This is a genomic window from Mucilaginibacter sp. (assembly GCF_041660805.1).
GTDB lineage: Bacteria > Bacteroidota > Bacteroidia > Sphingobacteriales > Sphingobacteriaceae > Mucilaginibacter.
This window is the reverse complement of the sequence record NZ_JBAZVP010000001.1, coordinates 425,208-445,272: the sequence shown is the minus strand read 5'-3', so window position 1 is coordinate 445,272 and position 20,065 is coordinate 425,208. Positions and strand designations below refer to the sequence as shown.

Genomic DNA, 20,065 nt, shown 5'->3' with positions numbered 1-20,065 from the left:
TTTTTATTTACAATTAAGTATGTAACTCCAGCATATTGCAATATTAATCCGTAAGTTAAAACCCGCATATTTACTTATATTTTGAAACCCTGATATGGTTGCTTTGTGTATATTAGGCATGTTTGAATAATGTATTTAATGAAAAAACTTGCCATAATTATATATCTGCTGCCATTTTACTGCCTTGGGCAAGGTGCTGATGCTTTTTTGCAAAGTGGTAATTCAAAAGCAAACCTCAAAGATTATAAAGGCGCTATAGCCGACTTTACTAAAGCAATAACATTAAATCCGCGTAACGCTAATGCCTATTTATATCGTGCTAATGCATACGGCAACTTAAATAACAACACCGCCGCCATTGCCGATTTTACCAAAACCATTGAGATAAACCCTAACAGTGTTGATGCCTGGCATTACAGGGCAAATGCTAAAAGCAACGAAAAGGACTATCAGGGAGCGATTGATGATTTTACCCGGGCCATTGTACTTGAACCCGGCAATGCCGAACTATATGAGTACCGTGGTGTAGCGAAAGCCAATCTGGGTAAAAATAAAGATGCCATTGCAGATTATGATATTGCTGTTAGGCTTAAGCCTAATGATGCTAAACTGATATTTTACAGGGCAAATTCAAAAACTAACTTAAGTGACTATAAAGGTGCAATTACCGACTATGGTTTAACTATTGGGCTTGACCCTAATAATGCCGAAGCGTGGTTTTACCGCGCCAATGCAGAAAGCAACATAAAAGAGTATGTTGCCGCGGTTGCCGATTATTTAAAGGTTATTGAGCTTAACCCAAAATTGCCTGAGCTTTATCACTACCTGGCCAACGCGCAAAGCAACATGGGCGATAGCAAAGGCGCTGTTGAGTTTTTTAACAAAGCAATTATTGCAACTCCTGATAAAGCCGAACTATACATGGGCAGGGCAATTGCCAAAAGTAGTTTAGATGACAAAGAAGCGGCGCTTACAGATTTTGGCAAGGCTATTAAATTAAACCCTAAATATGATGAAGCCTACCAGAACCGTGCAGACCTGAAGATTAACATACAAGATTTTAAAGGCGCCCTTAATGATGCCGATACAGCAATCCGCATTAACCCTAAAAATAGCTACGGCTATGTATCAAGGGCCAAAGCCAAACTGGGGCTTAAAGATTCGACAGGTGCCCTGGCAGATTTTGCCATCGCCATAAAGAACAACCCGCGGGGCAGCTACGCTTACCTGGGTAGCGGTGATATTAAAGCCGCGCAAAAAAAATATCAGGAGGCAATAGATCTTTACACCAAATCAATTGATGTATTTATACAAAATCCCGATGCTTATCTCCATCGGGCGGCTGTTAAAAACACAATGGGCAATATAGATGGCAGCTTTGCCGATTATAAAAAAGCCATTGAAGTTATCCCTCAAAACAATGAGCTATACATTGATTATGCAAAACTGCTGATCTCGGCAGGCAGGTATAAAGACGCGGTTAACATTCTTACCGATGGCATTGTTATTAACTCAAAAAACGTAAGTTTTTATAGTTTGCGTGGTGTAGCAAAAAGCAAAATGGGCGACATGACAGGCGCGATGGATGACCATGATGATGCCGTAAAGCTTGCGCCTAATTCTTCAGAAGCCTTTACCAACCGTGGTAACAGTTACGTAGCGTTAAAAGAATATGATAAAGCCTTAGAAGATATTAATAAAGGTATTTTATTAAACGATGCTAATGACGAAGCCTACCTTGCCCGCGGCGACCTTAAGTTGCAGAAAAAAGAATACACAGGCGCTATCTATGATTATATAAACGTGCTGCTGCTGAACCAGAAAAACTTTAAGGCATACGCCAACCGTGGCCTTGCCGAAAGCTATACGGGTGATACCCTTACCATGAAAAGAGATTTTGCCATGGCTATAAAGCTGGCCCCTGCCAGTGAGATGGTTTATATGCAGCGTGCCAATGCACTTATATATCTTAAAGACTGGAACGGCGCGCTAACAGATCTTACAAAAGTAATAAGCCTGAACCCGCAAAATGCAAGGGCATATTTAAACAGGGGCGTAATTAAAGCACAACGCGGCGACAAAACAGGCAGTTGCGCCGACTTAAACAAAGCGGCTTCTTTTGGCTCAAAAGACGCGGTAAATGAATTGAGTAAGTATTGTAATTAGAGACAATCTTACAAATTCCCTTTCTTTAATTCACTAACCGCATAGTTGGCTGCACGTGCCGTTAACGCCATATATGTTAAAGATGGATTTTGGCATGCAGATGATGTCATGGCTGCACCATCAGTTACAAAAACATTTTTTGCATCCCAAACCTGGTTGTGCTTATTTAATACCGATGTTTTAGGACTACGGCCCATGCGTGCAGTGCCCATTTCATGGATGCCATCACCCACGTTATGCCCCTTGTCATGTGTTTCAATGTTTTTCACACCGGCGCTTTCCAGCATAGCTTTAGCATCTTTCACTATATCTATGCGCATCTTTCTTTCATTATCCTTAATTTCAGCATCCATAGCCAAAATAGGTAGCCCCCATTTGTCTTTACGTTCTTTATCCAGGGTGATCTTATTTTCGTGATAAGGCAGCAGTTCGCCAAAGCCACCAATACCTATCCGCCATGGGCCGGGGGCCGATAATGCTTCTTTATACTGAGCACCTATGTTCAGTTCGGCTATCTCATGGTTCCATCCGTATCGGCTTGCAGCCCCCTGGTAGCCAAAACCACGCAGATAATCACGTTTATCGCCATTCAAATTAGCAAACCTTGCCACATAAATACCATTTGGCCGCCTGCCATAATAGTATTTATCCTCGTAACCCTCTACATCACCGCTTGCACCAAGGTTATAGTGATGATCCATTATATTATGGCCTAATTCGCCGCTGCTACTGCCCAAGCCACCAGGCCATATCTCAGTAGCCGAATTCATTAACACCGAGGCACTATTTAACGCCGAAGCATTTACAAATACTATTTTAGCATAAAATTCATAGGTTTTGTTGGTTTCGGCATCCAATACCTCCACACCGGTTGCTTTTTTTGTGTCTTTATCGTAAAGTATCCTGGTTACTATTGACTGCGGCCTAACCGTTAAATTGCCGGTAGCCAAAGCGGCAGGTAAAGTAGATGATTGCGTGCTAAAATATCCGCCAAACGGGCAGCCTTCCCAGCAACGGTTTCTGAACTGGCATTTTGTACGGCCCGGTATTGCTGCCGTTAAATTGGCAGACCGCCCAATTATCATATGCCTTGCAAAATTCTTTTTGATACTTGCCGCCACATCCCGTTCAACCCAATTCATATCCATTGGCGGCAAAAAATGGCCATCAGGTAGCTGTGGCAGCCCTTCTTTTGAACCGCTTACCCCGGCAAATTTCTCTACATGGTCATACCAGGGTGCCAAATCTTTATAACGTATGGGCCAGTCAATAGCCCAGCCATCTTTGGCATTCGCCTTAAAGTCAATATCGCTCCAACGGTAGCTTTGCCTCCCCCATAAAATAGACCTGCCGCCCAACTGGTACGATCGCCACCAGTTAAAGGGTTTAATTTCGGTATAGGGTGCATCCTGTTCGTTTGTCCAATAATCCATTACCGGTTCAGAAGCTCCCCAACGTCTTGAAATTACCGGCCGCTGTTTCCGCTGCTCTTGTGTAACGTTGCCCCGGTGTTTAAAATCCCATGGATTATTGTTGGCTGTTTTATAGTCTTTAATATGTTCAAAGTTACGGCCACGCTCCAGCATAATGGTTTTTAAACCACTTTCGGTTAGTTCTTTGGCTGCCCAGCCGCCGCTAATGCCCGATCCTATTACAATAGCATCATAGGTATTATTCGCTTTTGCTTTAACATTAATGTTTGGTGCATCTGTTAGCATAATAAAAAGATTAGTAATGGCCAGGTAGTAGCCGGTAATATAATTGGATAAACAATAGTAAATATTTTAAGAGGATAAATCAACTGTCTATTATACATTAATACAATTCTTATTTAACAATCTGTTATTTTTGCCCCATGCTTCAAATTAATCAGCTGTATATTTACCCCATAAAATCATTAGGTGGAATTGCATTAAACAGTTCCAGATTAACAGATCGCGGATTAGAGCATGATCGCAGGTGGATGCTGATAGATGAGAATAACCGGTTTTTATCCCAACGGGAAAATGCTCAAATGGCACTGTTTAAACCCGGTTTGCAAAGCGACGCAATTAAAGTGACCTATTCGGCAGATAATTCATTTATTCATATTCCTTTTACACCTTTAAAGCAGGACATCGTACAGGTAACCATTTGGGATGATACCTGCACCGGGCAATATGTAAGTGACGAAGTGGACGCGTGGTTCACCCAAAAATTGGGCATTAATTGCCGGCTGGTTTATATGGCTGATGATTCGTACCGGCCAACTGACCCAAGATATACTACCGAAGGAACCATTACTTCTTTTGCCGATGCCTATCCCCTGTTATTAATTGGCCAGGCTTCGCTTGATGATTTGAACAGCCGCCTTGCAGTGGCGCTGCCGATGAACAGGTTCCGTCCTAATATTGTATTTACCGGTGGTGAGCCCTACAGTGAGGATATCATGCAGCACATTATAATTAACGGTATAGATATATATGGTGTAAAGCTGTGCGCCCGCTGCATCATGACAACGATTGACCAGGTTACCGCGCAAAAAAGCAAAGAGCCGTTAAAAACGTTAGCCGGTTATCGCCGTAAAGGCAATAAAATACTCTTTGGCCAAAACCTGGCTAATATGGGCGTAGGAATACTAAACATAGGCGACGAACTGCAGGTTATGGCCTTGCAAACCGACGAACGGTTTATGATAGTTTAGTCTTTGCACTCACTGTGGTTAAATTTCCAGCCCTCTCATAAATATTTTCAATCTCAAAAATCTTAACTTAAAATTTACTTGCTAAAATTGCGTTGTTAATTTTTGTTATCGCGGCTATGATTTAGCTGCATTATTTTCCATCTTTACCCAATGTTCAAAAGCATAAAAAATCGATATCTAAGATATTTTACTGTATTCATATATTTCGTTATTATCTTCTTTTGTGCCATCGAGTTAAACTTTCTGTGGTTGTTTGGTTATTCGCCTGACATGAAGGATATTAAAACCCCCAGCATGTCGCTATCTTCGGAGGTATATACTGCTGATGGTAAACTGATAGGCCGTTTTTATAAAGAGAACCGTTCGCCTGTTGATTTTAAAAGCATATCACCCAACCTTATCAACGCATTAGTTGCTACAGAAGATGCACGGTTTTACAAACATGGCGGCGTTGACTTTTTCGCGTTTGCAACCAGCATGCTTTCTACCGCAAAAGGCGAAAGGCGCGGCGGCAGTACCATTACACAGCAATTAGCCAAAAATCTTTTTAGTACCCGTAAACGTAAATCGCAGGGCGTTATCAGGCATATACCTGTGCTGCGTACTGTTGTTTTTAAATTTAAGGAGTGGCTTACCGCATTTAAGATAGAGCATTTGTACACCAAGCAGCAAATTCTTACCTTATATTTAAACACCGTTCCGTTTGGCAATAACTCTTACGGTATAAAAACGGCTACTTTAAAATATTTTAATAAAACGCCTGACGAGGTAAACCCTGCCGAAGCTGCCACACTGGTAGGTATGTTAAAGGCAACATCAACCTATAACCCCATTACTAATCCTGAAAAAGCTACCGAACGACGCAATGTGGCTTTAAGTCAGATGCAAAAATACGGCTACCTAAGCAAAGCAGATTATGCTACTTATAGTCAAAAACCTATAGGATTAGATCTGAGCTATGTAGAAAGATCAGGTCAGGAGGATTCATACATCCGCCGTGCTGTTGAAAAATGGCTGGATAAATGGTGTAAACAAAATGATTATGACCTGTATGAGGATGGCCTGAAAATATATACCACCATTGACAGCCACCTGCAGCAATATGCAGAAGAAGCAGTTGCGCAAAAGATGAAAATGCTGCAAAAACGCTTTAATAATTTATGGGGAAACAAAAACCCGTGGCGTGATTCAAAGGGTGTAGAGATTAAAGACTTTTTATTAAAAGCCGAGCAAAGGCTGCCTATTTACAAGCTGCTTACCAAAAAGTACAACGGCGATACAACGCAGATCAATACTTATTTCCAGAGGAAGAAAAAGATGACCGTATTTACCTGGAGTGGTGATAAGGATACTACGTTTTCAAGTGTCGACTCTATAAAATACTATACCAAAATATTAAACACAGGTATGATGACCATGGAGCCATCTACCGGAAAAATAAAAGTTTGGGTTGGCGGTATTGATCATAAGTTTTTTAATTACGATCACGTAAACCAGGCCAAGCGCCAGGCAGGTTCAACCTTTAAGCCATTTGCTTATGTTACCGCTTTGGATAATGGCTTTACCCCATGCGATAAGTTTACCGATAAACCGGTTACCATTAAATATAAAGATAACGGCAAGGATGATGTTTGGCAGCCCAACAACGCCGATTTCCATTTCTCGTACCGCGAAATGTCATTGCGCTGGGCTATGGGTAAATCTGTAAACTCAATTACCGCGCAGGTAACTGAACATGTTGGCTGGGATAAAGTTGTAGAGTACGCTCACAAAATGGGTATTGAAAGCCCACTTAAATCAGTGCCATCAGTATCATTGGGCTCAAACGATGTATCGGTATTTGAAATGGTGCGTGCTTACAGCACATTCCTTAACAAAGGTGAAAAAGTTGACCCGTTGCTGGTAACCAAAATTACCGATCAGAAAGGCAATGTGATAGAGGAATTCACCCTTAAGGCTGAAAAAGTTTTAAGCGAAGAAACGGCCTGGCTAATGCTGTATATGTTCCGTGGTGGTATGGAAGAACCGGGTGGTACCTCACAGGCACTTTGGGAATATCCAAGCCTTTGGAAAAAGAATAACCAGATAGGTGGTAAAACCGGCACCTCAAGTGATTATGTAGACGGTTGGTATATGGGTATCACTAAAGACCTGGTAACGGGTATTTGGGTTGGCGCCGATGACCGTAGCGTACACTTTACTACATCAGAAACCGGCGAAGGTTCACACACAGCCCTGCCTATTTTTGGCGCCTTTATGGAAAAGGTATACGCCGATCCAAAATCAGGCTATACATACGGGCCATTCCCTAAACCATGGGTTAAGATCACTAAGGAATACATGTGCCCGTCGCCAATAATAAGGGAAGATACTACAACAACAGATAGTCTGGCATTGCCAATTGATTCTGCAGTTATAGTACCGCCGCCGGCAACAGAAGAAAACCCGGAAAATAAAACGCCGCCGCCCAACAAGAAATAGTATTACAACGATGCTTGTTTTAGGCAGGCATTTTTAGTTAAATTAGCAATATTGTATAAACCGCATTTATATGAATAAACGTTATTCACTTAATAAATTAATAAAGTATCCACTTATATTATTGTGCCTTATAGCTTCGTTGTTATTTAACCAGCAGGCTAAAGCGCAGTACTTTGGGCAAAACAAGGTCCGTTACAAAAACCTGAAATTCAAGGTTTTTAAAACACCGCATTTCGAGATCTACTATTACATTAAAAACGATAGTATGATTAAACGATTTGCCCAGGAGAGCGAGTTATGGTACACTTTGCACCAGCAAATTTTTCGTGACACTTTTAGCAAACCCAACCCTATCATACTATATGCCAATCATCCCGATTTTCAGCAAACTACCGCAATTGATGGCGAGATAAGTGTAGGTACAGGCGGTATAACCGAGGGCCTTAAAAACCGGGTGGTAATGCCCGTGATGGAAACCAACCAAACCACCCGCCACGTAATTGGCCATGAGTTGGTTCACGCGTTTCAATATCATACTTTACTGGGTAAAGATTCATCAAACTTTGAGAACATTGGCAACCTGCCCTTATGGATGATAGAGGGTATGGCGGAGTACCTTTCATTAGGTAAAAAAGATGCTTACACCGCAATGTGGATGCGCGACGCATATCTGAATCATGATATCCCAACAATAAAAGACCTTACAGAATCCAATAAATACTTCCCCTACCGGTATGGCGAGGCCTTTTGGTCGTTTTTAGGTTCAACCTATGGCGATACTATTATTGTACCCTTCTTTAAAAACACTGCACGCTTTGGACTGGAGTACGGCATAAGGCGCACATTTGGGTATGATGATAAAACACTATCCCGCTTATGGAAAAACTCAATAGAACAAACGTATAAGCCTTATTTAAAAGACACCACGCAAACTCCGGTTGGTAAGCGCATTATTGATGATAAAGTTGGCGGCGACCTTACCGTTGCGCCCTCTGTTAGTCCGGATGGTAAATATCTGGCTTTCCTGTCATCAAAAAGCTTGTTCAGCATTGATCTTTATTTAGCCGATGCACAAACAGGCAGGATAATAAAACGGCTCACAAGCAAGGTATCTAACACACATATTGATGAATTTAACTTTATAGAATCGTCGGGCGCGTGGTCGCCTGATGGTAAGAAATTCGCGTTCAGTGTGTTTAGCAAAGGCCGTAACCGGCTGCTGGTTGTTGAGGTACCGAACGGGCGTGTACTGAATGATATTTCAATGGGCAAGGCCGAGCAGTTTAGCAACGTTTCCTGGTCGCCTGATGGTAAGAATGTAGTTTTCCAGGGCCTGTCAGAAGGCCAGGGCGATTTGTACCTGTATAATTTTGATAATAAGAAGGTTACTCAAATAACCAATGATAAGTACTCTGATTATCAGCCAAGCTTTTCAAAAGATGGTAAAAAGGTTATTTATTCAACCGATAGGTCAACCTATGATACACATATGGCGCAGGATATATCCTTTAACCTGGCCGAACTTGACCTTGCTACCGGCAAGATAACCGATATTAAAATATTTAACGGCGCCAATAACCTAAACCCAATGTACTCATCAGATGGTACACAGGTTTATTTCCTGTCTAACCGGGATGGTTTCCGAAATTTATACAGGTATACCTTAAGCACCGGCAGTGTTGAACAAATGACAGATCTGTTTACAGGTATCAGCGGTATTACGGAGTTCTCTCCTGCTTTAAGCGTATCTGATAATAACGATATTGTTTACTCCTATTACCGCAAACAAAAATACAGCATCTATAATGCCAAGGTAAGCGACTTTAAACCTGTACCTGTTGATGGCGGCACTACCAATTTTGATGCTGCCATGCTGCCGCCACCGCGTGCCGTAGGTGTAGATCTGATAAACAATAACCTTAATAACTTTTTAGCCTATCCCAGAATACCTATCGACTCAATAAGAACTATAGCTTACAAACCTAAATTTAAGCTGGATTATTTAGCAAGTAACGGTGTAGGCGCTTCGGTAGGTACTTACGGAACCGGTTTATCAAGCGGTGTACAGGGTGTATTCAGTGATATTTTGGGCCGCAACCAAATATATGCCGGTGCCGCTGTAAACGGTGAGATATATGATTTTGGCGGGCAGGTTGTTTACATTAATCAGGAAGGGCGCTGGAATTTTGGTGTGGGCGCATCGCATATCCCATACCAATCAGGTACGTTCAGTTCGGCTTTCACAACAATTGATTATAATGGGGAAACAGTACCTGTTTATGAAGAACGTACGGATATTATCCGCACGTTTGAAGATGCGGTTCAGGCATTTGCCTCTTATCCGCTTTCAAGATCAATGCGTGCCGAAGTTGGTACAGGTGCGGCAAACTACTCCTATCGTGTTGACCGCTATAGTACCTATTATCCATACACCACTACCACCGTTAATGGTGCAGATCAAATAATGATTGGAAACGCAATCGACTTTAAGAAACACAAGATCAGCCGCGAACAATTTAAAGACGAAACCGGTTTTGATTTAAGGTCTTTCCAAATTTATCACCTAAACACCGCTTTAGTTGGCGATAACTCCTATTTTGGTATTGCAGCACCGCTAAACGGTTACCGCTACCGTTTAGATGCCACATACAATTTTGGCACTTACACCTTCTTTGCCCCTACAATTGATCTGCGTAAATATGTAAGGACTGCACCTGTTACCTTTGCTGCCAGGCTGTATGGCTATGGGCGCTTTGGTGATAATGCCAGTAACCTTTACCCACTTTATGTGGGCTACCCTTTTCTGATACGTGGTTATGAAGCGCAAAGCTTTTATAACTCACAAAATGTAACTACTAACGGCTTTACAATTGATCAGTTATCGGGCAGCCGAATTGCGGTGGCCAATTTTGAGGTGCGCTTACCATTTACCGGCCCTGAGAAACTTGCAGTAATTAAATCAAAATTCCTGTTTTCTGATCTTAACTTCTTTTTTGATGCGGGTTTAGCCTGGAACAAGGGCAATCAAATTAAATTTCAGAAAGGCCCTGATGCTATAGGTACTGACCCTACAACCGGCTCAACAGTTTATAATAGCAACCAGCGTGTGCCGGCGCTAAGCGCGGGTGTATCACTTCGTGTAAATATATTCGGCTACTTCGTACTGGAGCCTTACTATGCCTTTCCGTTTAATCGTACCGACGTTAAAAAACCTGTATTTGGATTGACGTTCGCGCCGGGATGGTAGGATGATATGACTATGATTTTTAAATCTTTGCGCGGCTCTTAAGCCGCGCTTTTTTTGTGCGTAAATATCGCTTAGTCTTTTCCTCACTGGTCGAAGTTTATAACTTCGACCCAAAATCGATTAAGCTTTCAGCTTAACATCCTCCCAAATCCTACCTTTCCGTGACAATCTCTTTGGTACAATATTTCGTAAGTTTATACTATGAAAACATCATTTAATGCTGATTTCATAATTATTTAAAACATATAATTAAAATGAAAAAATCGATTTTAGCCATATTAATGGTAAGCATTGGCATTGCTTTTGGCTGTGAGAACATAAACGGGCAAAGTAAAAATACCCAGGCAAACAGAAGGTTGAGTAAACCTGCTGCAGAGTGGAAAAAGAAGCTCACTCCAAACGAATACGAAATAATGGTGAACCGCGGCACCGAACCACCTTATAAGAACGCGTATTACGATAACCACGAAAAAGGTGTTTACGTAAGCGCCGCAACCGGCGAGGTTTTATTCAGCTCTGCCGACAAATATGACAGCGGAACCGGATGGCCCAGCTTTGTAAAGGCCGTTGACCCAAACAAAGTTGAAATTGTAAGAGATAACAGCTACGGCATGAGCCGTGATGAGGTGATTGAAAAAAGCACCGGCTTACACCTTGGTCATATATTTGATGACGGCCCTGCAGACAGGGGCGGCAAAAGATATTGCATGAACTCGGGTGCGCTAAAATTCATTAAAAAGTAACAGCCCTTCTTGCAGGGTGAATAGAAGGCCGTCCGTAAGTGGATGGCCTTACTCTTATACCGCTTTCAAAGTTCAAGCCTGCGGTAAGGTCTATCCAATCCGGGTTAACCGGTCTAATCATTTTTTCTTTTTGCGGGCGGGTGTAGGTGCTTACCTGTTTAAAACGCTCCATTGCCTGCTCCTCGGTATTTATCTCTTCAAAATATACTAAACGGTTTAGCTGTTGCGCGCTGTCGAAAAACAAAGTGGGCATATCGCCATAAAACTTAATGGTTTTCAACAGGTCTGTGCACATACCTACGTGTAAATTTTTCCTGTTTCTGTCTGTAATGATATAAACGAACCTCTTCATTTGATAAAAAAATTTGCCGGTTAAAAAATAATTACTAATTTTATGAGCATAAAAATACTAACAATTTTAGCAATTCCAAATTTTTATGTCAAATATTTCATCAAATATTAAATTCCTCAGAAAAAAGAAGGGTTTAACACAACAGCAATTTGCTGATCAGGTAGGTATAAAACGCTCATTAGTTGGCGCTTATGAAGAAGAACGCGCCGAGCCAAAGTACGAACTACTAAAAACGTTAGCATTGTTTTTTGACGTATCAATTGATGATTTTATTAATGAAACCATTAATGAAAAGTGGGCGCCCAAACCAAAAGGCAATCCCGCAAACCTAAGAGTACTAAGTATTTCTGTTGATAAAGATGATAATGAGAACATTGAGCTGGTGCCCTTAAAGGCCAGCGCCGGTTATTTAAACGGCTATGCCGATACAGAATATGTAGCACACCTGCCTAAGCTTTATCTGCCAATGTTTAAGCAAGGAACCTACAGGGCATTTGAAATTAAGGGCGACTCAATGCTGCCATTAGTATCGGGTACTATAATAGTTGGTGAATACCAGGAAAACTGGGCAGATGTTAAAACCGGCGAAACCTATGTGATCATATCTAAGAATGATGGCATTGTATATAAACGTGCGGGCAATAAATTTAAAGAGAACAAAAAACTAAAGCTGATATCAGACAACCCGGTTTATGAGCCTTATGACATTAACGGCGAAGACGTGTTAGAAATTTGGAAAGCGAAAGCATATATATCAACCCACCTGCCCATGCCAACACCCGAGCCTACTATGGAAAGCTTAACCAGCATGATGGCGCAAATGCAGCGTTCTATAGCTAATTTAAAGAGCAACAATTAAGTTACACAGCGGTTATTAAACTATTGCTCCTTATCTTTATCATAACATCAATAAAAAACTAAATAAATTAGAAATGAAAAAAATTATCTTGATCTGCATGTTCCTTTTAGGGATCACAGCAGTAAGCCGTGCACAAGGCGGACAAAGAATGAGCGCTGCCGATAGGGTTAAGCAAATGAAAACAGATCTTAAGTTAACTGATGATCAGGCTACCAAGATCACTGCTATTTACGAAACGCAAACCAAATCAATGGATAGCATACGTACAGCAGGTGGCGGCCGTGAGGCTATGGCACCATTAAGAAAAGCTACTAACGATAAAGTTATGGCTATTTTAACTGACGATCAGAAAAAAGCTTACCAAAAACAAATGGAAGAAATGCGCGCCCGTATGCAAAACGGTGGCGGCGGTGCTCCTCCTCAAAAGTAATATCAATTTACAGAGTAAAAAAAGCGGCTTGTGGGCCGCTTTTTTTATTTTTACGCAAATTTACAGCCCATTGAGATCAGCAGATAACTACATACAAGGCAAACTGGATGAAAGAAGATCATCAGGGATCTATCGTGCATTAAAGCCCGAAAATAACCTGGTAGATTTTTGCTCTAACGATTACCTCGGCTTTGCCCATTCTGCTGTTTTGAAGGAAATTATTGCCCGGGAGATCAGCATACACCCGCAAAATTTAAATGGTTCTACAGGTTCAAGGCTCATATCGGGTAATTTAATTTATACCGAAAATCTGGAACAGCAAATAGCAGCATTCCATAAAAGTGAGGCAGGCTTACTGTTTAATTCGGGATATGATGCAAACGTGGGCCTCTTTTCATCGCTTCCGCAAAAAGGAGATACCATAATACATGATGAGCTGGTACATGCCTCTGTTATTGACGGTGCACGCTTAAGTCATGCCAACCGATACACATTCCGCCATAATGATTTGGATAGCCTGGAGGGCAAGCTTAAGCAGGCTAAAGGCATTTGTTATGTAGTGATAGAAAGTGTTTACTCAATGGACGGAGACATGCCTCCTGTTATGGAGATATTAAAACTAACCGAGCAATACAACGCGCATCTTATTATAGACGAGGCACATGCTGTTGGTTTGTATCCATGCGGGTTAGTTGTACACCTGGAGTTACAGGATAAGGTATTCGCCCGGATAGTAACCTTTGGAAAAGCCCTGGGTTGCCATGGGGCAATTGTGCTGGGAAGTGATCTGCTACGGCAATACCTGGTTAACTTTGCCCGGTCGTTTATTTATACCACCGCGGCATCCTTTCATCAACTGGCGGCTATTAAAATGGCTTATGAATTGTTAGAAAAGGCTGGTGATAATATCAGGCAGCTAACAAACAATATCAGCCTGTTTAAGCAAGGCATCAGCCCAAACCCGGTTTACTGCTTGCTCAATAGTGATAGCGCCATACAATGCCTGTTGTTAAACAGTAATACCAAAGCAAAGCAAGCGGCCAGCCATTTGCAAAACGCAGGGTTTGATGTACGTGCTATATTAAGCCCTACTGTACCACAAGGTACCGAGCGTATCAGGATCTGCATACACTCTTTTAATACTACTGCAGAAATAAACCAGCTTAGCGCAGCTATAAATACTTTCATAAATGCAGAATAGGCCATTATTTGTTACCGGAATTGGTACCGGGATTGGAAAAACATTAATATCGGCCATATTGGTTGAAAAAATAAAGGCCGATTACTGGAAGCCCGTACAGGCCGGTGAACTGGATAATTCTGACACTATAAAAGTTAGGCAACTGGTAAGTAACGGCACATCTGTATTCCACCGGGAAACCTATTGTTTAACGCAACCCTATTCGCCCCACAAATCGGCAGCACTGGATGGTATTACAATTGACGAGCAAAGCATAGTGCTTCCCCAAACTAATAATAAACTGATCATTGAAGGTGCCGGCGGATTAATGGTTCCTCTGAACGATAAGTTTTTGATGATAGACCTCATAAAACAATTAGGCGCGGAAGTAATACTTGTTTCGCAAAACTACCTGGGCAGTATTAATCATACACTCCTCTCTATTGAAGCATTAAAACAACGCGGCATCCACATAAAAGGAGTTATTTTTAATGGCGATGCCAATTCATCAACCGAGGATTATATTTTGTCCTATACACAAATACCATTATTGGGAAAAGTGCCGGTACTGGATGCGATTAATCAAAGGTCTGTTAGTGAAGCAGGCGAATGTATTAAGCTGTAGATAACTACAACGAATTGTAAAAATTCATAAGCTTTGCCAGATCGGCATCTGATTTAAAGTTCAGATCGTTAAGTTTTGCAAAGGTTTGTAATTGTTGCTGCTTATCCGGGATTGTTGTAAGGATGCTTTTCTTAGCATTTTTAACAGGTACCGCTTTTCCGGCAATCACCAAAAAATACCTGGTATAATCCTGAAAGCTTTTAATTTTTGAAGCTGAATTATACTCCTTGGTTTCTAAGATGCTTTTACTTGTTTTTTTTATGAGCTGTAATTTACCATCGCCAATCACTTCAAAATAAGATTTTGGTGTGGTGTTGCTTATATCCTGATAACCATTCCTATAGTGTTTAGTCACGGGCAAATTATCTTCAGTATATGTATATATAATAGAAAACTCCTTTACCGGCTCAACAAATGCCATAGTTGCACCGGTATCGTATTTAAAGTATAGCTCATCATCAAGTAAATTATATTTAAGCATAATATCTTTTTGGTAGGTAGTACCATTAACCAGCTTAACCTCTCCCGGCGACCACTTTTCTGTTAAATAAGCCGATCCCTCTATATCAATATAAGTTTTAGTGTTAATTGGCCTGCTATAGCGGTCATACATAAACTGTGCATTGGCCTCATTTATTCCAATAAAACTGCATATGGCAATTAAAAATATCTGCAAGTATTTCATGTATGCAATATAATTAAAATATTAAATACTCTATTTAGGTTGAACGCTGTATACTGCCTAAACAGTTTTGCCGCGCAGGTGCATTGAGTTGAGCATAAAAGCTATTTATTTTTTAAAATTGGCATTACAAACCTAACAGTAAATATTAAGTTTGCTGATGAAAGATCCGCATCCTTAGCGATCATACAAACCTTTATAAACATGAAGAATATTACAGTTATAGGTTCAGGCACAATGGGTAATGGTATTGCCCATACTTTTGCACAAAACGGGTTTAATGTATCACTGGTAGATATTAACGATGCCGCTTTACAAAAAGCCCTGCAAACCATAGCCGGTAACCTTGACAGGCAAATAAAAAAGGGAACTATTGACGAAGCTGCAAAAACAGCCACCTTAAATAATATAAAAACCTACACCGATGCATATGAAGGCGCTTCTAATGCCGACCTGGTTATTGAAGCGGCTACCGAGAACCGCGATATAAAACTAAAGCTGTTTAAACAGCTGAGCGAGGTTTGCAAGCCCGACGCCATACTGGCATCAAACACTTCATCAATATCTATAACAGAAATTGCAGCCGTAACAAGCAACCCTGGCAATGTTATAGGCATGCACTTTATGAACCCCGTGCCCGTTATGAAACTTGTTGAGGTAATACGCGGATATGCAACTACTGATGCGGTTACCCAAACTATTATGGAGCTTTCAGTAAACCTGGGCAAATCGCCGGTTGAAGTGAACGATTATCCCGGCTTTGTGGCCAATCGTATTTTAATGCCTATGATAAACGAGGCTATTTATACCCTATATGAAAGCGTGGCCGGTGTTAATGAGATAGATACTGTTATGAAGTTAGGCATGGCCCACCCTATGGGCCCGCTGCAACTGGCAGACTTTATTGGGCTTGATGTTTGCCTTGCCATACTCAATGTATTACATAAAGGTTTCGGCAATCCTAAATATGCGCCTTGCCCGCTACTGGTTAATATGGTAACTGCCGGGCACCTGGGTGTAAAATCGGGCAGCGGGTTTTATAAATACACGGCTGGCAGCAAAGATTTAGTGGTGGCGGATAAATTTGTGTAGCCCCCTCAGCTCCTTGATCGCTTTTCTACTACTTATTGTCATGGTGAGCCTATCGAACCATTAGCAAAGTGTATATTCTTCGACAAGCTCAGACTGACATATCTCCAACACGTTATTGATGACGTATTTTTGTTAAACTACGCTAATTGTGCTATTAGCTCCTCTGCTTTGTCAACCGTCATCACTATTTGTTTAGCGGTTATAGTTTTGCTGTATATCCTTTCAATGTTAACAGGCTGGTCAAATGTAAAGCAGATATTAACGCTGCTTTTTAGGATACCTCCCTGGAAACAATCTTCACTGGGTTCAAAACCAATCCTAACCTTTTCAACTGCTATGATATTAGTCCTGCCAACAACTGCCACCCAGCGGATACCAGTCCGCAGCACTAATTTATCGGGCATAACCAATACCGGGCTTTTTATAATAGCAGCCAGATCGCCCACAATAATCACTATTCCATACATGGTAAGCAAGCTTATAATAAAGGCCGCGGTATTGCTGTAATGAGCTATCAGTAAATGAAAACCCATAAGTTCTGCGAAACAGGCAAATAACACAATGCAAAACATGGCTATATAACCCGATTCTTTGTAGATACTGTAGCTGGTTGCAGCTAATGGAATGTTCTTTTGTTTCTTCCAGAATAGTAAACCAAATTTCAAAATACTCAATTCAGAAGCCATCAATTTTATACCTATCCCGTTTCCTAAAACATTGAACATGCTTTGACGCAATATATAGGGGTTATATGGAGTTTGCATACGCAATTGTTTATAGGACGCCCTGATCTTTTTTATCTTGCTAACGCAGTATATCAATATGCCCAGTTCTATACAAGCGGATAATTTTCTAAGCTGCACGATATAATACCGCTGCTGCGCAGGTAAAATAAAATACGCCACAGCAAGGCAGCAACTGATCACCAGGAAAATGCTCCACTTTTTTAGTTTTAACGGGCGTATAAGTAAATAGTAATAAGCTACCGGAAAGGTGATAACTATATCGGTTAGGAATGCCGTGGCTATCAGATCGCGTTTTACAGGCGGAACGTGGTTCATTATCAACAAACCTCCGCATAAAATGGCGCAGGCTGTTAGAGCGGTAAACCAAATATTTTTGTGGACGAATACAGGTGAGAAAGTCATATTTATAGGAGGTAAATTTAAGCGTTTTGTTACAAATATTATCGAATAGTTTGTCATGGTGAGCCTGTCGAACTATTTGTGAATACGCCTGTTTGCACGGTCTTCGACAAGCTCAGACTGACAATACATATTACCTTCAGTTTTTACCCTTTACCTCCTCCTTTTAAACCTTTTTTGCCTCCATTTGTCCATATACAAAATATATTACAGATGAAAACATTATCAAAAGTTGGGATGATGTGTGCCTTAGCAGGTTCGTTGTTCCTATCATCATGCGCAAGCGATTATTATGTGGCAAGCCGCCCGGTTGAGCCGGTTTATGTACGCCCTGTTGCCCCATATCCTAATGCCTACTGGGTTCCCGGCGAATGGGTTTACCGTGGTGGCGGGTACGTTTACAGAAATGGTTATTACGTTCGCCCGCGTGCAAACCGGGTTTACATACAAGGCGGCTGGACACGCGGCCCACGCGGTTACGCCTGGCGCAGAGGCCATTGGAGGTAAGCTTTAGATGTGCAGATTTCAAATGTGCAGATGCCTGGGAAGTTTAATCTGCACATCTATAATTTGCATATCTGCACATTTGAAATCTGCACATCTATATTTACATTCTTTCCGGTACTTCGATCCCCAATAAGCTCATACTTTTACTGATAACTTTTGCGGATGCTGCCGATAGCTGCAGGCGGAAACGTTTCTGACGTTCTTCTTCAGCTTGCATTATAGGCTTTTCGTGGTAAAATTTATTGTAGGTTTTGGCCAGTTCGTATACATAATTAGCAATCACCGCCGGGCTATGCCCTGCCGCCGCTTCTATAATAGTTTCAGGAAACTTACTTAGAATTACGATCAGGTCACGCTCAATGCCATCCAGTTCGGCAATATCATTAACACTGGTTTCTGCTGTATAATTAGCCTTGCTTAATACCGATTTGATACGTGCATGCGTATATTGAATAAACGGCCCGGTATGTCCCTGAAAATCTACCGATTCATTCGGGTCAAACAACAGTCGTTTCTTAGGGTCAACCTTCAGCAGGAAGTATTTCAATGCGCCCATACCTATAGTATGGTACAGTTTAGCTTTATCTTCTTCGGCAAAGCCATCAACCTTACCCATTGCTTCGGTGGTTTCGGCAGCGGTTTTAAACATATCGGCCATCAGGTCGTCGGCATCAACTACCGTACCCTCGCGCGATTTCATTTTACCCGATGGCAGATCAACCATTCCGTATGATAAATGGTAAAGCCCTTTAGCCCATTCCTTACCCAGTTTTTGCAATATCAGGAACAATACCTTAAAGTGATAATCCTGCTCATTACCCACCACATAAATGGATTCATCCATATTGTAGTCGTCGTACTTTAACTGAGCTGTACCCAAATCCTGGGTAATGTAAACCGATGTACCATCGGCACGCAAAACTAATTTTTGATCGAGGCCCTCGTCAGTAAGATCTATCCAAACCGAGCCATCATCCTTTTTAAAGAAAACACCTTTTTCAAGGCCTTCATCAACTATATCTTTACCTAATAAATAGGTGTTGCTTTCGTAGTAATATTTATCAAAGTTAACCCCAAGTGTTTTGTAGGTTACAGCAAAGCCATCATACACCCAGCCGTTCATGGTTTTCCAAAGGCTTATTACTTCTTCATCTCCAGCCTCCCATAGCAGCAGCATTTCCTGCGCTTTCTTGATTAGCGGGGCATTCTTTTTGGCCTCATCTTCGGTTTGGCCTTCTTCAATTAACTCCTGTATTTGCTGTTTGTAGGCTTTATCAAACCAAACATAGTATTTACCGGCTAAGTGGTCGCCTTTTAAGCCGGAACTTTCCGGTGTTTCACCATTGCCAAATTCCTGCCAGGCCAGCATTGATTTACAAATGTGGATCCCTCTGTCGTTAACTAAATTAGCTTTCACCACATCGTAGCCGGCAGCACCTAATATCCCGGCTAAAGAAAAACCTAACAGGTTGTTACGGATATGGCCCAAATGCAGCGGCTTATTGGTATTGGGCGATGAATATTCAACCATCACCCTTTTTCCGTTGGGTTGCGCTACAGCGAAACTATCGGACAGTATCTCATTACGGAGTTTATTGATCCAAAAATCATCTGATATAGAGACATTTAAAAAGCCTTTAACCACATTAAAAGCGGCAATTTCGGGTAAGGCATTTTGCAGGTATTCCCCAATTTCGGTACCGGTTTGCTCCGGCCCCTTTCGCGATACCTTCGTATATGGAAAAGTAACCAGCGTTACCTGGCCCTCAAATTCTTTACGTGTTTCCTGCAGATTTACATCCTTAGCAGCAATATCAGTTTGGTATAAGTCCTTTATGGCCTTAACAACAGCCTCAATAATAAAATCCATCGC

General features: G+C 41.4%; 16 protein-coding genes. 11 read left to right on the top strand and 5 right to left on the bottom strand.

What is annotated here, in order from left to right; all coding sequences use genetic code 11:
* The first annotated feature begins 138 nt into the window (after positions 1 to 138).
* Positions 139 to 2,166 (top strand): tetratricopeptide repeat protein, encoded by a 2,028-nt coding sequence (locus WC743_RS02010; protein WP_373010064.1) that lies wholly within the window; start codon positions 139 to 141, stop codon positions 2,164 to 2,166.
* A gap of 8 nt (positions 2,167 to 2,174) precedes the next feature.
* On the opposite strand, the gene WC743_RS02005 is transcribed toward WC743_RS02010, so the two are convergent.
* Positions 2,175 to 3,884, bottom strand: coding sequence for a GMC oxidoreductase (locus WC743_RS02005; RefSeq protein ID WP_373010063.1), 1,710 nt, complete (start codon positions 3,882 to 3,884; stop codon positions 2,175 to 2,177).
* 137 nt (positions 3,885 to 4,021) lie between these two features.
* On the opposite strand from WC743_RS02005, the gene WC743_RS02000 reads away from it, so the two are divergent.
* From WC743_RS02000 to msrB, 4 genes are all read left to right on the top strand, one after another.
* Positions 4,022 to 4,849 carry an MOSC domain-containing protein gene (locus WC743_RS02000; protein WP_373010062.1) on the top strand — a complete coding sequence of 276 codons (828 nt, stop codon included), beginning with the start codon at positions 4,022 to 4,024 and terminating at the stop codon, positions 4,847 to 4,849.
* Between the two features lie 150 nt (positions 4,850 to 4,999).
* Positions 5,000 to 7,330: a penicillin-binding protein 1A gene (locus tag WC743_RS01995; protein WP_373010061.1), complete on the top strand. Its 2,331-nt coding sequence runs from the start codon at positions 5,000 to 5,002 to the stop codon at positions 7,328 to 7,330.
* A 70-nt stretch (positions 7,331 to 7,400) separates the two neighbouring features.
* The gene (locus WC743_RS01990; protein ID WP_373010060.1) at positions 7,401 to 10,577 is read left to right on the top strand and encodes a DPP IV N-terminal domain-containing protein; all 3,177 of its coding nucleotides are present in this window, start codon (positions 7,401 to 7,403) and stop codon (positions 10,575 to 10,577) included.
* A 254-nt stretch (positions 10,578 to 10,831) separates the two neighbouring features.
* The gene (gene msrB, locus WC743_RS01985; protein ID WP_373010059.1) at positions 10,832 to 11,320 is read left to right on the top strand and encodes a peptide-methionine (R)-S-oxide reductase MsrB; all 489 of its coding nucleotides are present in this window, start codon (positions 10,832 to 10,834) and stop codon (positions 11,318 to 11,320) included.
* On the opposite strand, the gene WC743_RS01980 is transcribed toward msrB, so the two are convergent.
* Positions 11,310 to 11,672 (bottom strand): GIY-YIG nuclease family protein, encoded by a 363-nt coding sequence (locus WC743_RS01980; protein WP_373010058.1) that lies wholly within the window; start codon positions 11,670 to 11,672, stop codon positions 11,310 to 11,312. The genes msrB and WC743_RS01980 overlap by 11 nt on opposite strands.
* 85 nt (positions 11,673 to 11,757) lie before the next feature.
* Here WC743_RS01980 and WC743_RS01975 point away from each other — a divergent pair, with 85 nt between their 5' ends.
* From WC743_RS01975 to bioD, 4 genes are all read left to right on the top strand, one after another.
* Positions 11,758 to 12,531, top strand: coding sequence for an XRE family transcriptional regulator (locus WC743_RS01975; protein WP_373010057.1), 774 nt, complete (start codon positions 11,758 to 11,760; stop codon positions 12,529 to 12,531).
* 73 nt (positions 12,532 to 12,604) lie between these two features.
* Positions 12,605 to 12,961, top strand: a complete 357-nt coding sequence (locus WC743_RS01970; RefSeq protein WP_373010056.1) for a Spy/CpxP family protein refolding chaperone — start codon at positions 12,605 to 12,607, stop codon at positions 12,959 to 12,961.
* A gap of 70 nt (positions 12,962 to 13,031) precedes the next feature.
* Positions 13,032 to 14,162 carry an aminotransferase class I/II-fold pyridoxal phosphate-dependent enzyme gene (locus WC743_RS01965; protein WP_373010055.1) on the top strand — a complete coding sequence of 377 codons (1,131 nt, stop codon included), beginning with the start codon at positions 13,032 to 13,034 and terminating at the stop codon, positions 14,160 to 14,162.
* Positions 14,152 to 14,766 carry a dethiobiotin synthase gene (bioD, locus tag WC743_RS01960; protein ID WP_373010053.1) on the top strand — a complete coding sequence of 205 codons (615 nt, stop codon included), beginning with the start codon at positions 14,152 to 14,154 and terminating at the stop codon, positions 14,764 to 14,766. Before WC743_RS01965 ends, bioD begins: the two co-directional genes overlap by 11 nt.
* Positions 14,767 to 14,770: 4 nt before the next feature.
* Here bioD and WC743_RS01955 read toward each other — a convergent pair whose 3' ends face one another.
* Positions 14,771 to 15,451, bottom strand: a complete 681-nt coding sequence (locus WC743_RS01955) for a hypothetical protein (protein WP_373010052.1) — start codon at positions 15,449 to 15,451, stop codon at positions 14,771 to 14,773.
* 195 nt (positions 15,452 to 15,646) lie between these two features.
* Here WC743_RS01955 and WC743_RS01950 point away from each other — a divergent pair, with 195 nt between their 5' ends.
* Entirely contained in the window at positions 15,647 to 16,540 is an 894-nt protein-coding gene (locus WC743_RS01950; protein ID WP_373010275.1) for a 3-hydroxybutyryl-CoA dehydrogenase, read from the top strand.
* 137 nt (positions 16,541 to 16,677) lie between these two features.
* On the opposite strand, the gene WC743_RS01945 is transcribed toward WC743_RS01950, so the two are convergent.
* Positions 16,678 to 17,601, bottom strand: coding sequence for a hypothetical protein (locus WC743_RS01945; protein ID WP_373010051.1), 924 nt, complete (start codon positions 17,599 to 17,601; stop codon positions 16,678 to 16,680).
* A gap of 297 nt (positions 17,602 to 17,898) precedes the next feature.
* Here WC743_RS01945 and WC743_RS01940 point away from each other — a divergent pair, with 297 nt between their 5' ends.
* Entirely contained in the window at positions 17,899 to 18,192 is a 294-nt protein-coding gene (locus WC743_RS01940) for a hypothetical protein (RefSeq protein ID WP_373010050.1), read from the top strand.
* A 100-nt stretch (positions 18,193 to 18,292) separates the two neighbouring features.
* On the opposite strand, the gene argS is transcribed toward WC743_RS01940, so the two are convergent.
* Positions 18,293 to 20,062 (bottom strand): arginine--tRNA ligase, encoded by a 1,770-nt coding sequence (gene argS / locus WC743_RS01935; protein ID WP_373010049.1) that lies wholly within the window; start codon positions 20,060 to 20,062, stop codon positions 18,293 to 18,295.
* Positions 20,063 to 20,065 lie beyond the last annotated feature (3 nt).

Bases quoted from the DNA above. Each gene is read 5' to 3' on its own strand.
- msrB (WP_373010059.1), top strand. From the start codon at position 10,832: ATGAAAAAATCGATTTTAGCCATATTAATGGTAAGCATTGGCATTGCT.
- WC743_RS01970 (WP_373010056.1), top strand. From the start codon at position 12,605: ATGAAAAAAATTATCTTGATCTGCATGTTCCTTTTAGGGATCACAGCA.
- WC743_RS01940 (WP_373010050.1), top strand. From the start codon at position 17,899: ATGAAAACATTATCAAAAGTTGGGATGATGTGTGCCTTAGCAGGTTCG.
- WC743_RS01990 (WP_373010060.1), top strand. From the start codon at position 7,401: ATGAATAAACGTTATTCACTTAATAAATTAATAAAGTATCCACTTATA.
- WC743_RS02010 (WP_373010064.1), top strand. From the start codon at position 139: ATGAAAAAACTTGCCATAATTATATATCTGCTGCCATTTTACTGCCTT.
- WC743_RS01945 (WP_373010051.1), bottom strand. From the start codon at position 17,601: ATGAACCACGTTCCGCCTGTAAAACGCGATCTGATAGCCACGGCATTC.
- WC743_RS01995 (WP_373010061.1), top strand. From the start codon at position 5,000: ATGTTCAAAAGCATAAAAAATCGATATCTAAGATATTTTACTGTATTC.
- WC743_RS02000 (WP_373010062.1), top strand. From the start codon at position 4,022: ATGCTTCAAATTAATCAGCTGTATATTTACCCCATAAAATCATTAGGT.
- WC743_RS01955 (WP_373010052.1), bottom strand. From the start codon at position 15,451: ATGAAATACTTGCAGATATTTTTAATTGCCATATGCAGTTTTATTGGA.
- bioD (WP_373010053.1), top strand. From the start codon at position 14,152: ATGCAGAATAGGCCATTATTTGTTACCGGAATTGGTACCGGGATTGGA.
- WC743_RS01980 (WP_373010058.1), bottom strand. From the start codon at position 11,672: ATGAAGAGGTTCGTTTATATCATTACAGACAGAAACAGGAAAAATTTA.
- argS (WP_373010049.1), bottom strand. From the start codon at position 20,062: ATGGATTTTATTATTGAGGCTGTTGTTAAGGCCATAAAGGACTTATAC.
- WC743_RS02005 (WP_373010063.1), bottom strand. From the start codon at position 3,884: ATGCTAACAGATGCACCAAACATTAATGTTAAAGCAAAAGCGAATAAT.
- WC743_RS01975 (WP_373010057.1), top strand. From the start codon at position 11,758: ATGTCAAATATTTCATCAAATATTAAATTCCTCAGAAAAAAGAAGGGT.